Source organism: Klebsiella sp. CN_Kp097, assembly GCF_040064495.1.
In the GTDB taxonomy this organism is placed as follows: Bacteria; Pseudomonadota; Gammaproteobacteria; order Enterobacterales; family Enterobacteriaceae; genus Klebsiella; species Klebsiella aerogenes.
Window position 1 is genome coordinate 38,212 of record NZ_JBEAIL010000025.1, and the last position, 13,899, is coordinate 52,110.

Genomic DNA, 13,899 nt, shown 5'->3' on the forward strand with positions numbered 1-13,899 from the left:
CAATATCAGGTTGTTGCTATGCAGGAACAGACTCCGCACTCTGAAACGACGTTTGCGTTAAATCGCGTGACCTTTCGCGTGCCTGGCCGCACGCTGCTTCATCCCCTTTCGTTGACCTTCCCGGCAGGAAAAGTCACTGGCCTGATAGGCCATAACGGTTCCGGCAAATCCACGTTACTGAAAATGCTTGGCCGCCATCAGCCGCCTTCCGAGGGCGATGTGCTGCTTGACGGCCAGCCGCTGGACAGCTGGAGCAGTAAGGCGTTTGCCCGCAAAGTGGCCTATCTGCCGCAGCAACTGCCGGCGGCGGAAGGGATGACGGTGCGCGAACTGGTGGCGATTGGTCGCTATCCGTGGCACGGCGCGCTGGGGCGCTTCGGCGCGGCGGATCGCGAAAAAGTAGAAGAGGCCATTGCGCTGGTGGGGTTGAAACCGCTGGCGCATCGGCTGGTGGACAGTCTTTCCGGCGGCGAACGCCAGCGCGCGTGGATCGCCATGCTGGTGGCGCAGGATAGCCGCTGTTTGCTGCTCGATGAACCGACGTCGGCGCTGGATATCGCCCATCAGGTCGATGTGCTGGCGCTGGTGCATCGTCTCAGCCAGCAGCGTGGCCTGACGGTGATCGCGGTCCTGCACGATATTAATATGGCCGCCCGCTATTGCGATTATCTGGTGGCGCTGCGCGGCGGCGAAATGATCGCCCAGGGGACGCCGGCGGAACTGATGCGCAGCGAAACGCTGGAGCAAATCTACGGCATCCCGATGGGGATCCTGCCGCATCCGGCGGGCGCAGCGCCGGTAAGTTTTGTCTATTAATGGAAAATTCGAACTTCTTCTCACGTCGACGCCTGTTGACGGCAATGGCGCTGTCGCCGCTGCTGTGGCAGATGCGCGGCGCGCAGGCGGCGAACGTTGATCCGCAGCGCGTCGTCGCGCTGGAGTGGCTGCCGGCCGAACTGCTGCTGGCGCTCGGCGTTACGCCCTACGGCGTGGCCGACATTCCCAACTATAACCTGTGGGTGAATGAACCGGCGTTGCCCGCCTCGGTGATAGATGTCGGCCTGCGCACTGAACCCAATCTTGAGTTGCTGACACAGATGAAACCGTCGTTTATCGTCTGGTCAGCAGGCTATGGCCCGTCGCCGGAAAAGCTGGCGCGTATCGCGCCCGGTCGCGGTTTCACCTTCAGCGACGGCAAACGGCCGCTGGCGATGGCCCAGCGTTCGCTGCAGGAAATGGCCGACCTGCTGGGTAAGCAACAGCAGGCGAAGCGCCATCTGGCGGAGTTCGACGCGTTGATGGAAAGCCTGCGTCCACGATTTGTCGACCGTGACGATCGTCCGCTGCTGATGATTTCGCTACTTGATGCTCGCCATGTACTGGTATTCGGTGAGAACTGCCTGTTCCAGGAAGTGCTCGATCGCTTTGGCATCAAAAACGCCTGGCACGGCGAAGCGGCATTCTGGGGCAGTATCACCGTAGGCATCGATCGGCTGGCGGAATTTAAAGAAGCCGATGTCATCTGTTTCGATCATGGTAACGATCGGGAGATGGCCCAACTGATGGCGACCCCGCTGTGGCAGGCGATGCCTTTCGTGCGTGCGGGGCGTTTCCAGCGTCTTCCGGCGGTGTGGTTCTATGGCGCGACGCTGTCGGCGATGCATTTCGCTCGCGTACTGGCTGATACGCAGGGGAGGGCAGTATGAACGCACGTTTCTCGCCGTTAGCTATGATCCTGCTGGCCGTACTGCTGGTTGCCGCTTTCGCGCTGAGCATCGTTAACCTTCAGGTGGCTTTACCTTACGCGCAGTGGCGTCAGGCGCTGTGGCAGCCGGATAGCGATAATATCGCCCAGATGCTGTTCCATTACAGCCTGCTGCCGAGGCTGGCTGTATCGCTGCTGGTCGGCGCCGGACTGGGGCTCGTTGGCGTACTGTTCCAGCAGGTACTGCGTAACCCGCTGGCGGAGCCGACCACGCTCGGCGTCGCCACCGGCGCGCAGCTCGGAATGACGGTGACGACGCTATGGGCGATCCCCGGTGTGCTGGCGTCGCAGTTTGCCGCGCTGGCTGGCGCTTGCCTGGTCGGCGCGCTGGTGTTCGGCGTCTCGTGGGGCAAACGTCTATCGCCGGTGACGCTGATTCTGGCCGGTCTGGTGGTGAGTCTCTATTGCGGCGCGGTCAATCAGCTGATGGTGATTTTCCATCACGACCAGCTGCAAAGTATGTTCCTGTGGAGTACCGGTACGCTGACGCAGACCGACTGGAGCGTGGCGCAGCGCCTGTGGCCGCAGCTGCTTGGCGGCGCGATGTTGACGCTGCTGTTGTTACGCCCGTTAACGTTGATGGGGCTGGATGATGGCGTGGCGCGGAATCTCGGGCTGGCGCTCTCTCTGGCGCGCCTTGGCGTCTTGACCCTGGCGATAGTAATAAGCGCGCTGCTGGTCAACGCGGTCGGTATTATCGGCTTTATCGGTCTGTTCGCGCCGCTACTGGCGAAAATGCTCGGCGCCCGCCGCCTGCTATCGCGGCTGGTGCTGGCGGCGCTTCTTGGCGCGCTGATCCTGTGGCTTTCCGACCAAATTATTCTCTGGCTCAGCCGGATATGGCGAGAAGTGTCTACCGGGTCAGTCACCGCGCTGATTGGCGCGCCTTTATTACTGTGGCTGCTGCCGCGGCTGCGTAGCATCAGCGCGCCGGTGATGAATGGCGGCGATAAAGCGCTGATTGAACGCCGCAACGTGCAGTGGTTCGCGCTGGGCGGACTGGCGCTGATGTTGTTGGCGGTAACCGCCGCGCTGACCTTTGGCCGCGATGCGCAGGGGTGGCAATGGGCCAGCGGCGATCTGCTGGAGCAATTGATGCCCTGGCGCTGGCCGCGGGTATTCTCGGCGCTGTTTGCCGGGGTGATGCTGGCCGTCGCGGGGTGTATCATTCAACGCCTGACCGGTAACCCGATGGCCAGCCCGGAAGTGCTGGGTATCAGCTCTGGCGCGGCGTTCGGCGTGGTGTTGATGCTGTTCTTCGTGCCGGGCAACGCTTTTGTCTGGCTGCTGCCAGCCGGCAGTCTTGGCGCGGCGGCGACGCTGCTGGTCATCCTGGTCGCCGCCGGGCGCGGCGGATTCTCGCCGCACCGGATGCTGCTGGCGGGGATGGCGCTAAGTACCGCCTTCACCATGCTATTGATGATGCTACAGGCCAGCGGCGATCCGCGAATGGCGCAGATCCTGACGTGGATGTCCGGTTCGACCTATAGCGCGACACCTGAGATGGTGCTGCGTAGCGGCGTGGTAATGCTGGCGCTATTGGCGCTGGCGCCGCTCTGTCGCCGCTGGCTGACCATCCTGCCGCTCGGCGGCGAGGCGGCGCGAGCGGTAGGGATGGCATTGACGCCATCGCGTATTGGGTTGCTGCTGCTGGCGGCGAGCCTGACGGCAACGGCGACGCTAACCATTGGGCCGTTAAGTTTTGTTGGCCTGATGGCGCCGCACATTGCGAGGATGATGGGCTTTCGCCGGACGATGCCGCATATGGTCATTTCCGGGCTGATTGGCGGGATGCTGCTGGTGTTCGCCGACTGGTGCGGGCGAATGATAATGTTCCCCTACCAAATCCCGGCAGGGCTGTTATCGACGTTTATCGGCGCGCCGTATTTTATCTATTTATTAAGAAAGCAGAGCCGCTAACGATCCCGATGGCCAAAACATCCCCGGTGGCGCTAGTGCTTACCGGGGCTACAGCGCTGTGCAATTTGGTAGCCCGGATAAGGCGCAATGCACCGCCTCCGGGAAAATCCCTGCGCCACCAGGCATTCAAGTACCTTACAGTTTGGCAAACACCCGACGCGCGGCATCGATAGTGTTGTTGATATCCGCTTCGCTATGGGCGACGGACATAAAGCCGGCTTCAAACGCCGACGGGGCGAGGTAAACCCCTTCTTCCAGCATCAGGTGGAAGAAACGCTTGAAACGTTCAACATCGCACTTCACCACATCCTGATAGCAGGTGACGGTTTCGGCATCGGTAAAGAAGATACCGAACATGCCGCCGACATTATTCACCACCAGCGGGATCCCGGTTTCGCGCGCCGCGTTCAGCAGGCCATCCGCCAGTTGATTGGTCAGCTCGGTCAGGGTTTCATGCACGCCCGGCTGCGCCACTTCGCTTAAGCAGGCGAAGCCTGCGGCCATGGCGATAGGGTTGCCTGACAGCGTACCGGCCTGGTATACCGGACCGGTCGGCGCCAGCGCGTCCATGACCTCGCGGCGACCGCCGAAAGCGCCCACCGGCATACCGCCGCCGATGATTTTACCCAGACAGGTCAGATCCGGCTCCACGCCGTAATAAGACTGGGCGCCCGCCAGCGCGACGCGGAAGCCGGTCATCACTTCGTCAATAATCAGCAACGCGCCAAACTCGTCGCACAGTGCGCGCAGGCCCGGCAGGAACTCCGGCTGCGGCGGAATGCAGTTCATATTACCGGCCACCGGTTCGACGATGATACAGGCGATATCCTGCGGATACTGCTCAAACGCCGCGCGTACCGAGGCAAGATCGTTATAGGTGCAGGTCAGGGTATGCTTCGCAAAATCCGCCGGTACGCCCGGCGAGTTCGGCTGGCCGAGAGTCAGTGCGCCGGAGCCGGCTTTCACCAGCAGGCAGTCGGCGTGACCGTGGTAGCATCCTTCGAACTTGATGATTTTGTCGCGGCCGGTGAAGCCGCGTGCCAGGCGAATGGCGCTCATGGTGGCTTCGGTGCCGGAGTTTACCATGCGCACCATATCCATGGTCGGCACCAGTTCAGTAACCAGTTCCGCCATTTTGACTTCCATTTCGGTTGGCGCGCCGAAGCTTAACCCGCGCTCTGCCGCTTCAATCACCGCGTTACGAATGGCCGGATGGTTGTGACCCAGCACCATTGGGCCCCAGGAACCGACATAATCGATATAAGCTTTACCATCGACATCGTACAGGTAGGCGCCATCCGCACGTTCAATAAACAGCGGGGTGCCGCCGACGCCAGTAAAGGCGCGGACCGGCGAGTTGACGCCGCCGGGGATAAGTTCGCGGGCGGCGTTATACAGATTTTCAGATTTGCTCATGGCCAGGATCCTGGTTCGTGAATAAAGTTATCGGGCTATTCTAAGTTATTCCATGAAGGTTATGAAAGTTTTGCCCAATTGAAACATTAAGCGGACGAAACAATTTTTTGGCGACGCGCGGCGCGGAGGCGGCTAGAATGCCTCTCTTCTCATTTGTATTACCAATAAATGATAATGGCATGAAAGCAGAAACTCCCTCTTTTGAAGCACATCAGTTTGTTCGCGTGCGCCGTAGTGATGCGGTCCGCCGTTTGATTCAACGCGACAAAACGCCGTTGGCGGTATTGTTGATGGCGGCGGTGGTCGGCACGCTGGCCGGGCTGGTGGGCGTGGCGTTTGAAAAGAGCGTGAACTGGGTGCAGAACCAGCGAATTGGCGCCCTGGTGCAGGTGGCGGACCACTGGTACCTCGTCTGGCCGCTGGCCTTCATTCTGTCGGGGCTGCTGGCGATGGTTGGCTATTTTCTGGTGCGCCGCTTTGCGCCGGAGGCCGGCGGTTCCGGGATCCCGGAAATCGAAGGCGCGCTGGAAGAGTTGCGCCCGGTACGCTGGTGGCGCGTGCTACCGGTAAAATTCATCGGTGGTATGGGGACGCTGGGCGCCGGGATGGTGCTGGGGCGCGAAGGGCCGATGGTGCAGCTTGGCGGCAATATCGGGCGCATGGTGGTGGATGTGTTTCGTCTGCGCAGCCCGGAAACGCGGCACACGCTGTTGGCCACCGGCGCGGCATCAGGCCTCTCCGCGGCCTTCAACGCGCCGCTGGCGGGCATCCTGTTTATCATCGAAGAGATGCGCCCGCAGTTCCGCTACAATCTGATTTCGATTAAAGCCGTATTTACCGGCGTGATCATGTCGAGCATCGTGTTTCGTATTTTTAACGGCGAAGGGGCGATTATCGAAGTCGGCAAGTTAAGCAATGCGCCGGTGAATACCCTGTGGCTGTATCTGGTGCTGGGCATGATCTTTGGCTGTTTCGGGCCATTGTTTAATGCTCTGGTGCTGCGGACGCAGGATATGTTCCAGCGCTTCCACGGCGGCAATATCAAAAAATGGGTGTTGATTGGCGGGCTTATCGGCGGCCTTTGCGGCCTGCTGGGCCTGATGCAGCCCACGGCGGTAGGCGGCGGCTTTAATCTGATCCCCATCGCTGCTGCCGGTAACTTCTCGGTTGGGCTGCTGCTGTTCATCTTTATTGCTCGCGTCATTACCACGCTGCTGTGCTTCTCTTCCGGCGCGCCGGGGGGGATTTTCGCCCCGATGCTGGCGCTGGGGACGCTGCTGGGAACGGCATTCGGCATGGCTGCCATCCCGCTGTTTCCCTCCTATCATCTGGATGCTGGTACCTTCGCTATCGCCGGGATGGGGGCGTTGCTGGCGGCTTCGGTACGCGCGCCGCTCACCGGAATTGTGCTGGTGCTGGAGATGACCGATAACTATCAGCTCATTTTGCCAATGATTATTACCTGCCTTGGGGCAACACTATTGGCGCAGTTCCTCGGAGGTAAGCCTTTGTATTCGACCATTCTGCAGCGTACCCTGGCGAAACAGAAGGCCGAAGAGGCGGCGAAAGCGCAGCAGGTACCCCGGGAGAATACTTGAACGATTTACCAGGGTATTAGATAATGGCTCAAAAGGCCCGGTTATTCTTTAATCGGCCGGAAGTATCAATGGGAGCAAAAAATGAGTGATGACGTAGCGTTGCCGCTGGAGTTCACCGAAGCCGCAGCGAACAAAGTAAAACATCTGATTGCGGATGAAGATAATCCGAACCTGAAACTGCGCGTGTACATCACCGGCGGCGGTTGCAGCGGTTTCCAGTATGGCTTCACCTTTGACGATCAGATCAACGAAGGCGATATGACCATCGAGAAACAGGGCGTCGGCCTGGTGGTTGACCCGATGAGCCTGCAGTATCTGGTTGGCGGCGCCGTCGACTATACCGAAGGCCTGGAAGGTTCACGTTTCATCGTGACTAACCCGAACGCGAAAAGCACCTGCGGCTGCGGCTCCTCGTTCAGCGTTTAACGCAAGCGAATCCAGCTCTCTCCCACAAAGAGAGCGGCAAACACGAAAAACGGTAACCTCAAGGTTACCGTTTTGCTTTTATGAACGTCCGTTATCATCCAACGCAAAGGTCGGTAGCTTCAGGTGCCAGCGAATCGCCGCCAGGCGTATTACCAGCGTCACCATCATGCCTAACATCGCCGAGTTTTCCAGCGACAGCTGAAAGGTATAGTGCGCCGTCGCGTGCACGATACCGCCGACAATGCAGGCGGTGGCGTAGATTTCGGTGCGCAGAATCATCGGAACTTCTCGCGCCAGCACGTCGCGGATAATCCCGCCGCCGACGCCGGTGACCACGCCCATGCAGATCGCTACCAGCGGGCCGGTATGGGCAATAAAGGCTTTATTCACGCCGATGCCGACAAACACCGCCAGGCCGACGGCATCCAGCACCGGCAGTACCCATTTCGGCATGCGCCGCGGCTGGCGGACCAGTAGAATCGTTAACATACTGGTGACCATCGCTACCACCAGATCGGTCGGATCCTTAACCCAGAACACCGGGCCATTGGCCAGCGCCATATCGCGGATGGTTCCGCCGCCCACGGCGGTAACCACGCCTAATACCAGCACACCGAAAGGGTCCATGCGTAATTTTCCTGCCAGCAATACGCCGGAGATAGCAAATACGGCTGTGCCAATAATATCCAGCCAATAGACAAGCATCGTCAGTTCCCGCTAAAAGCCTGCTGCCAGGCGGTTATTTTACCTGCTCAAGCGCAGTACAGAGTTGTTTTGCGGCAAGGATAATACGTGGGCCCGCGCGTTCAAACCAGTCGCTATGTAAGGCGATGAGCGAAATTGTGAGCTGATTTTGCCAATAGCGGTCCACGGCGGGAATTTTACGGGCGTCGCCGGTGATGACGATCGCCTGCGGATGCCGTGACAGCACCTGTTCGCGGCTGACCTGCGGCCAGGGAACGCGGCTGGCGGCAAAAATATTTTCCCCACCGCACAGGCTCAATACTTGATTCTGGATCGAGGCGCTGTTGCTGGTGAACAGCGGGTTGGCGCCAAACTGCAGAAATACGCGTTTTTTCGGCGCGTTGGCATAGCGGGCTTTTAGCGCAAGGTAATCGTCTTGCATCTTCTGGGCAGCCTGACGAGCTGTTTCCGGCTGCGGGCTCCACGGCGCCAGCATCCGCAGAGCGCTGATGATTTGCTCAATCGAACCCGTTTCAACCCAGATAACCTTGATTCCCAGCGAACTGAGCTGATTCACCTGGCGTTCGGCATTGCCGCCGCGCCACGCCAGCACCAGATCGGGCTTCAGAGCGACAATACGTTCAAGGTTCATTCCCTGCCAACTGGCGACTTGTTCGATTTTCGCCGCGGCGGGAGGGTAGTCGGAATAACTGCTGACGCCGACCGGCGTAATGCCGGCAGCAAAGGCCAATTCGGTGTTGGCCGGGGAGAGCGTCACCACCCGCGGCGCGGCGAAAAGCCACGCCGGGGCGAGTAACAGCAGGGCGGTTAACGCTTTCTGTAGCGACTTAGCCACGCGCCAGGTTCTGCACCAGGTTTTCCACCATCAGGGTGGACTGCTTGGCGGCGACGGCGAGGAACTCGTCGAAGCTGAGATGCGACTGCTGGTCAGCGACGTCAGAGATTGCGCGCACCACCACAAAGGGAATGCTGAAGTTATGGCAGACGTGGGCGATGGCGGTCGCTTCCATCTCTACGGCAACGGCCTGCGGGAAGTTGTGGCGGATTTTCGCCAGCCCTACCGAGCCGTTGATGAATGCGTCGCCGCTGACGATCAGCCCACGAACGGCGTTGAGATTCAGCGCCTTAATGCAGGTTTCCGCGGCGGCAATCAGTTTGTCATCAGCTTTGAAACCCGCCGGACAGCCAGGTAGTTGGCCGTATTCGTAGCCGAACGCGGTGACGTCGGCATCATGATAACGCGCTTCGTCAGAGACCACGATGTCGCCGACTTTCAGCGTCGGCGCCAGACCGCCCGCGGAACCGGTATTGATAATCACATCCGGCTTGCAGCGCTCCAGCAACAGGGTGGCGCCCATGGCGGCTGCCACTTTACCAATGCCGGATTTCAGCAGAGCAACCTCGGTACCGTGAAGTTGGCCGGTATAGATTTCGCTACCGCCGATAGAGATAGTCTGGCGGTTCTCGATTTTGTCGCGCAGAAGGGTAACTTCTTCTTCCATGGCGCCAATAATGCCAATTTTCATAGATTTACTCGCGATGTGTCAGGATTAGCTGCATAGTCTATCATGCGCTTAAGGGGAAGCGTATTGCTCGCGCGGGAGAGGCTATGGCAAATATTGATTTTCGCAACAAGATTCACTGGCGTCGGCGCTACCGTTCGCCGCAGGGTGTAGAGACGGAACGCGAGATCCTGCGGGTGTTTGAAAGCGATCGCGGGCGCATTATCAATTCACCGGCCATCCGCCGCCTGCAGCAAAAAACCCAGGTCTTTCCACTTGAGCGTAACGCGGCGGTCCGCACCCGGCTCACCCATTCGCTCGAAGTCCAGCAGGTCGGGCGCTACATCGCCAAAGAGGTGCTAAGCCGCCTGAAAGAGCAAAAGCTGCTGGAATGTTACGGTCTGGATGAACTGAGCGGCCCGTTTGAAAGCGTGGTGGAGATGGCCTGCCTGATGCACGATATCGGCAATCCGCCATTTGGCCATTTTGGCGAGGCGGCAATTAACGATTGGTTCAGCAAACGGCTGGCGCCGAAAGATGCCGCCAGCCAGCCGTTAAGCCAGGATCGCTGCCAGGTTGGCGCGCTGCGTCTGCACGACGGCGAAGGGGTGCTCAACGAACTACGGCGTAAGGTGCGTCAGGATTTGTGCTGCTTTGAAGGCAATGCTCAGGGCATCCGTCTGGTGCACACGCTGATGCGTATGAACCTGACCTGGACCCAGGTCGGCTGCATTCTGAAATATACGCGGCCGGCGTGGTGGCGGGGAGAGACGCTTGCCAGCCATAGCTACTTAATGAAAAAACCTGGTTATTATTTAGCCGAAGAAGAGTATATCGCGCGGCTGCGTAAAGAATTGGATCTGGCGCCTTACAATCGTTTTCCATTAACGTGGATTATGGAAGCTGCCGATGATATCTCATATTGCGTTGCTGACCTCGAAGATGCGGTAGAAAAACGAATATTCAGCGCGGAGCAATTGTATCAACATCTCTATGACGCGTGGGGCACTCATGAAAAAGGATCATTGTTCGCGCAAGTTGTAGAAAACGCGTGGGAGAAATCGCGCGCAAATTCACTGAGCCGCAGCACTGAAGATCAGTTCTTTATGTATTTACGGGTTAATACGTTGAATAAACTGGTGCCTTATGCGGCGCATCGGTTTATCGAAAACTTACCGGCTATTTTTAGCGGCGATTTTAATCATGCGCTGTTAGAGGACGATAGCGATTGTAGTCAGCTACTTGAACTTTATAAAAACGTCGCCATAAAACAGGTGTTTAGTCATCCTGATGTTGAACAGCTGGAATTGCAGGGCTACCGGGTTATCAGCGGACTGCTGGATATCTACGAGCCGTTACTGAAATTATCGCTGGAGGAGTTCAGCCAATTGGTGGAACAAGATCGGGTACGCAGTTTGCCTATTGCTTCGAGGTTGTTCCAGAAACTTTCGACCCGACATCGGTTGGCTTATGTGGAGGCGGTAAATAAGCTTTCGCGCGATACCGAAGAATATCCCGTGCTGGAGTATTATTACCGCTGTCGATTGATTCAGGACTATATCAGCGGAATGACGGATTTGTATGCGTGGGATGAATATCGCCGTCTGATGGCGGTGGAATAAGTCTGAGTTTTGTAAAGACGGACAATAAATTTTTACTTTTACCGAAACTTAACTCTGGAACTTCGCGCTATAAAATGACTCTGAGAGTGCGTACACAGCAACTTTTTCGTTATCCGAAATTTGAAATTGAGATTGAAACCTATGAAAAAAACCACGTTAGCAATGAGTGCTCTGGCTCTGAGTTTAGGTCTGGCGTTGTCCCCGCTCTCTGCGAGCGCGGCTGAAACGGCTTCCTCGGCGACCACTGCGCAGCAGATGCCGAGCCTGGCGCCGATGCTGGAAAAAGTGATGCCGTCTGTGGTGAGCATCAACGTTGAGGGCAGCACGACTGTTAACACGCCGCGGATGCCGCGTAACTTCCAGCAATTCTTCGGTGACAACTCGCCGTTTTGCCAGGATGGTTCGCCATTCCAGAGCTCTCCATTCTGCCAGGGCGGCGGTCAGGGCGCCCCTGGCGATAACGCGCAGCAGCAGAAATTTATGGCGCTCGGTTCCGGGGTAATTATTGATGCGGCCAAAGGCTACGTGGTGACCAATAACCACGTGGTCGATAATGCCACCACGATTAAAGTTCAGCTGAGCGATGGCCGTAAGTTCGATGCGAAAGTCGTCGGTAAAGATCCGCGCTCCGACATCGCGCTGATTCAAATTCAGGATCCGAAAAACCTGACGGCGATTAAGCTTGCCGACTCTGACGCGCTGCGCGTCGGCGACTACACCGTGGCGATCGGTAACCCGTTCGGCCTCGGCGAAACCGTGACTTCCGGTATCGTCTCCGCATTGGGCCGCAGCGGCCTGAACGTGGAAAACTATGAAAACTTTATCCAGACCGATGCGGCTATTAACCGCGGTAACTCCGGCGGCGCGCTGGTGAATCTCAACGGTGAACTGATCGGTATCAACACCGCAATCCTTGCTCCGGACGGCGGCAACATCGGTATCGGCTTTGCTATTCCGAGCAACATGGTGAAAAACCTGACCGAGCAGATGGTCAAGTTTGGCCAGGTGAAACGCGGCGAACTGGGGATCATGGGTACCGAGCTGAACTCCGAGCTGGCGAAGGCAATGAAAGTTGATGCCCAGCGCGGCGCGTTTGTAAGCCAGGTGATGCCGGGCTCTGCGGCGGCGAAAGCGGGTATTAAAGCTGGCGACGTGATTACCACCCTGAACGGCAAGCCGATCAGCAGTTTCGCGGCGCTGCGTGCGCAGGTCGGTACGATGCCTATCGGCAGCAAAGTCGAGCTGGGCCTGCTGCGCGACGGCAAGCCGGTCAACGTTACCGTTGAACTGCAGCAGAGCAATCAGAACCAGGTTGACTCCAGCAGCATCTTTAACGGCATTCAAGGCGCGGAAATGAGCAACAAGGGCCAGGACAAAGGTGTGGTGGTGAGCAACGTGAAAGCGGGCACGCCAGCGGCGCAGATTGGTCTGAAGAAAGGCGACATCATTGTCGGCGCTAACCAGCAGCCGGTGAAAAACATCGCTGACCTGCGCAAAATCTTCGATGCAAAACCGTCCGTACTGGCGCTGAATATTCAGCGTGGTGATACCTCTATCTACCTGCTGATGCAATAATCTATCAGCGCGCATAAGCCCCTTTCCCGTGCCGGGAAAGGGGCTTTTTTTATTCTGCCCGCAAGTTCTGTGATTCCCCCCACAACTCCATACTTCTCTGTCACGCTTTGTGCATATGCACAGTGCGTAGTTTCAGACACTCTTTTATGCTGATGCCCTGCTCAGGGGAGGGTTACATGGCTGGCTGGCATCTTGATACCAAAATGGCGCAGGATATCGTGGCGCGAACGATGCGCATCATTGATACCAATATTAACGTAATGGATGCCCGCGGGCGCATTATTGGCAGCGGCGATCGTGAGCGTATTGGTGAATTGCACGAAGGCGCGCTTCTGGTGTTGTCGCAGGGGCGGGTGGTTGATATCGATGATGCGGTCGCTCGCCATCTGCACGGCGTGCGTCAGGGGATTAACCTGCCGCTGCGTCTTGAAGGGGAAATCGTCGGCGTTATCGGATTAACCGGCGAGCCCGAATCGCTGCGTAAGTATGGTGAGCTGGTGTGTATGACCGCGGAGATGATGCTCGAACAGTCGCGGCTGATGCATCTGCTGGCGCAGGACAGCCGCCTGCGTGAAGAACTGGTCATGAACCTGATTCAGGCGGAAGAAAATACCCCGGCGCTTAACGAATGGGCGCAGAGACTGGGCATCGACCTCAATCAACCACGGGTGGTGGCGATGATTGAAGTTGATAGCGGCCAGCTTGGCGTCGATAGCGCGATGGCGGAACTACAGCAGTTGCAGACAGCGCTGACCACGCCGGATCGCAACAACCTGGTGGCGATTGTCTCGTTGACCGAGATGGTGGTATTGAAACCCGCGTTAAATGCCTTTGGCCGCTGGGACGCCGACGACCACTGCAAGCGCGTTGAGCAGCTGATTACCCGTATGAAAGAGAACGGCCAGCTACAGTTCCGCGTTGCGTTAGGTAATTTCTTTACTGGTCCGGGCAGTATCGCACGCTCTTATCGGACCGCGCGTACGACGATGATGGTAGGGAAGCAGCGGATGCCGGAAAGCCGCAGCTACTTTTATCAGGATCTGATGCTGCCGGTGCTGCTGGATAGCCTGCGCGGCGGCTGGCAGGCCAATGAGCTGGCGCGCCCGCTGACGCGGCTGAAGGCGATGGATAACAACGGCCTGTTGCGCCGCACCTTGCAGGCATGGTTTCGTCATAACGTGCAGCCGTTGGCCACCTCAAAGGCGCTGTTTATTCATCGTAATACCCTGGAGTATCGGCTCAATCGCATTTCGGAACTAACCGGATTGGACCTGGGAAGTTTTGACGACCGTCTGCTACTGTACATTGCATTGCAGCTGGATGAGCAACGCTGACACACTCCCGCCTCAGGCGGGAGTGGAAATGACGGA

The 13,899-nt window shown here is 57.9% G+C and carries 12 protein-coding genes; 8 read left to right on the forward strand and 4 right to left on the reverse strand.

Features of this window, described 5'->3' with window-relative positions:
• The first annotated feature begins 18 nt into the window (after positions 1-18).
• Genes fhuC through fhuB form a run of 3 tightly spaced genes read left to right on the forward strand, consistent with a single transcriptional unit; the run spans position 19 to position 3,685 of the window.
• Entirely contained in the window at positions 19-816 is a 798-nt protein-coding gene (fhuC, locus tag ABLV07_RS20135; RefSeq protein ID WP_020079587.1) for a Fe3+-hydroxamate ABC transporter ATP-binding protein FhuC, read from the forward strand.
• Positions 816-1,706, forward strand: a complete 891-nt coding sequence (fhuD, locus tag ABLV07_RS20140; RefSeq protein WP_020079586.1) for a Fe(3+)-hydroxamate ABC transporter substrate-binding protein FhuD — start codon at positions 816-818, stop codon at positions 1,704-1,706. Before fhuC ends, fhuD begins: the two co-directional genes overlap by 1 nt.
• On the forward strand, positions 1,703-3,685 hold the full coding sequence (gene fhuB / locus ABLV07_RS20145) for a Fe(3+)-hydroxamate ABC transporter permease FhuB (RefSeq protein ID WP_045411611.1): 1,983 nt from the start codon (positions 1,703-1,705) through the stop codon (positions 3,683-3,685). Before fhuD ends, fhuB begins: the two co-directional genes overlap by 4 nt.
• A 135-nt stretch (positions 3,686-3,820) precedes the next feature.
• Here the strand turns inward: fhuB and hemL are convergent, their stop codons facing one another.
• Positions 3,821-5,101: a glutamate-1-semialdehyde 2,1-aminomutase gene (gene hemL / locus ABLV07_RS20150; protein WP_045359039.1), complete on the reverse strand. Its 1,281-nt coding sequence runs from the start codon at positions 5,099-5,101 to the stop codon at positions 3,821-3,823.
• A gap of 179 nt (positions 5,102-5,280) precedes the next feature.
• Between hemL and clcA the strand changes: the two genes are divergently transcribed.
• Complete coding sequence (gene clcA / locus ABLV07_RS20155) at positions 5,281-6,699, forward strand: H(+)/Cl(-) exchange transporter ClcA (protein WP_075206038.1); 1,419 nt, start codon at positions 5,281-5,283, stop codon at positions 6,697-6,699.
• A gap of 81 nt (positions 6,700-6,780) precedes the next feature.
• Positions 6,781-7,125, forward strand: coding sequence for an iron-sulfur cluster insertion protein ErpA (gene erpA / locus ABLV07_RS20160; RefSeq protein ID WP_015368181.1), 345 nt, complete (start codon positions 6,781-6,783; stop codon positions 7,123-7,125).
• A 78-nt stretch (positions 7,126-7,203) separates the two neighbouring features.
• Here erpA and ABLV07_RS20165 read toward each other — a convergent pair whose 3' ends face one another.
• Genes ABLV07_RS20165 through mtnN form a run of 3 tightly spaced genes read right to left on the reverse strand, consistent with a single transcriptional unit; the run spans position 7,204 to position 9,356 of the window.
• Complete coding sequence (locus ABLV07_RS20165) at positions 7,204-7,830, reverse strand: TRIC cation channel family protein (RefSeq protein WP_015704437.1); 627 nt, start codon at positions 7,828-7,830, stop codon at positions 7,204-7,206.
• A 34-nt stretch (positions 7,831-7,864) separates the two neighbouring features.
• Positions 7,865-8,665, reverse strand: a complete 801-nt coding sequence (gene btuF, locus ABLV07_RS20170) for a vitamin B12 ABC transporter substrate-binding protein BtuF (protein ID WP_047063914.1) — start codon at positions 8,663-8,665, stop codon at positions 7,865-7,867.
• Positions 8,658-9,356, reverse strand: coding sequence for a 5'-methylthioadenosine/S-adenosylhomocysteine nucleosidase (gene mtnN, locus ABLV07_RS20175; protein ID WP_015704439.1), 699 nt, complete (start codon positions 9,354-9,356; stop codon positions 8,658-8,660). Before mtnN ends, btuF begins: the two co-directional genes overlap by 8 nt.
• Before the next feature lie 83 nt (positions 9,357-9,439).
• On the opposite strand from mtnN, the gene dgt reads away from it, so the two are divergent.
• From dgt to cdaR, 3 genes are all read left to right on the forward strand, one after another.
• Entirely contained in the window at positions 9,440-10,954 is a 1,515-nt protein-coding gene (gene dgt / locus ABLV07_RS20180) for a dGTPase (RefSeq protein ID WP_047036721.1), read from the forward strand.
• 141 nt (positions 10,955-11,095) lie between these two features.
• Positions 11,096-12,529: a serine endoprotease DegP gene (degP, locus tag ABLV07_RS20185; protein ID WP_015704441.1), complete on the forward strand. Its 1,434-nt coding sequence runs from the start codon at positions 11,096-11,098 to the stop codon at positions 12,527-12,529.
• A gap of 176 nt (positions 12,530-12,705) precedes the next feature.
• Positions 12,706-13,863: a DNA-binding transcriptional regulator CdaR gene (gene cdaR, locus ABLV07_RS20190; RefSeq protein WP_020079583.1), complete on the forward strand. Its 1,158-nt coding sequence runs from the start codon at positions 12,706-12,708 to the stop codon at positions 13,861-13,863.
• The last annotated feature ends 36 nt before the right edge of the window (positions 13,864-13,899 follow it).

Coding starts and splice junctions, on each gene's coding strand:
- fhuC (WP_020079587.1), top strand. CDS start 19: ATGCAGGAACAGACTCCGCACTCTGAAACGACGTTTGCGTTAAATCGC.
- fhuD (WP_020079586.1), top strand. CDS start 816: ATGGAAAATTCGAACTTCTTCTCACGTCGACGCCTGTTGACGGCAATG.
- fhuB (WP_045411611.1), top strand. CDS start 1,703: ATGAACGCACGTTTCTCGCCGTTAGCTATGATCCTGCTGGCCGTACTG.
- hemL (WP_045359039.1), bottom strand. CDS start 5,101: ATGAGCAAATCTGAAAATCTGTATAACGCCGCCCGCGAACTTATCCCC.
- clcA (WP_075206038.1), top strand. CDS start 5,281: ATGAAAGCAGAAACTCCCTCTTTTGAAGCACATCAGTTTGTTCGCGTG.
- erpA (WP_015368181.1), top strand. CDS start 6,781: ATGAGTGATGACGTAGCGTTGCCGCTGGAGTTCACCGAAGCCGCAGCG.
- ABLV07_RS20165 (WP_015704437.1), bottom strand. CDS start 7,830: ATGCTTGTCTATTGGCTGGATATTATTGGCACAGCCGTATTTGCTATC.
- mtnN (WP_015704439.1), bottom strand. CDS start 9,356: ATGAAAATTGGCATTATTGGCGCCATGGAAGAAGAAGTTACCCTTCTG.
- dgt (WP_047036721.1), top strand. CDS start 9,440: ATGGCAAATATTGATTTTCGCAACAAGATTCACTGGCGTCGGCGCTAC.
- degP (WP_015704441.1), top strand. CDS start 11,096: ATGAAAAAAACCACGTTAGCAATGAGTGCTCTGGCTCTGAGTTTAGGT.
- cdaR (WP_020079583.1), top strand. CDS start 12,706: ATGGCTGGCTGGCATCTTGATACCAAAATGGCGCAGGATATCGTGGCG.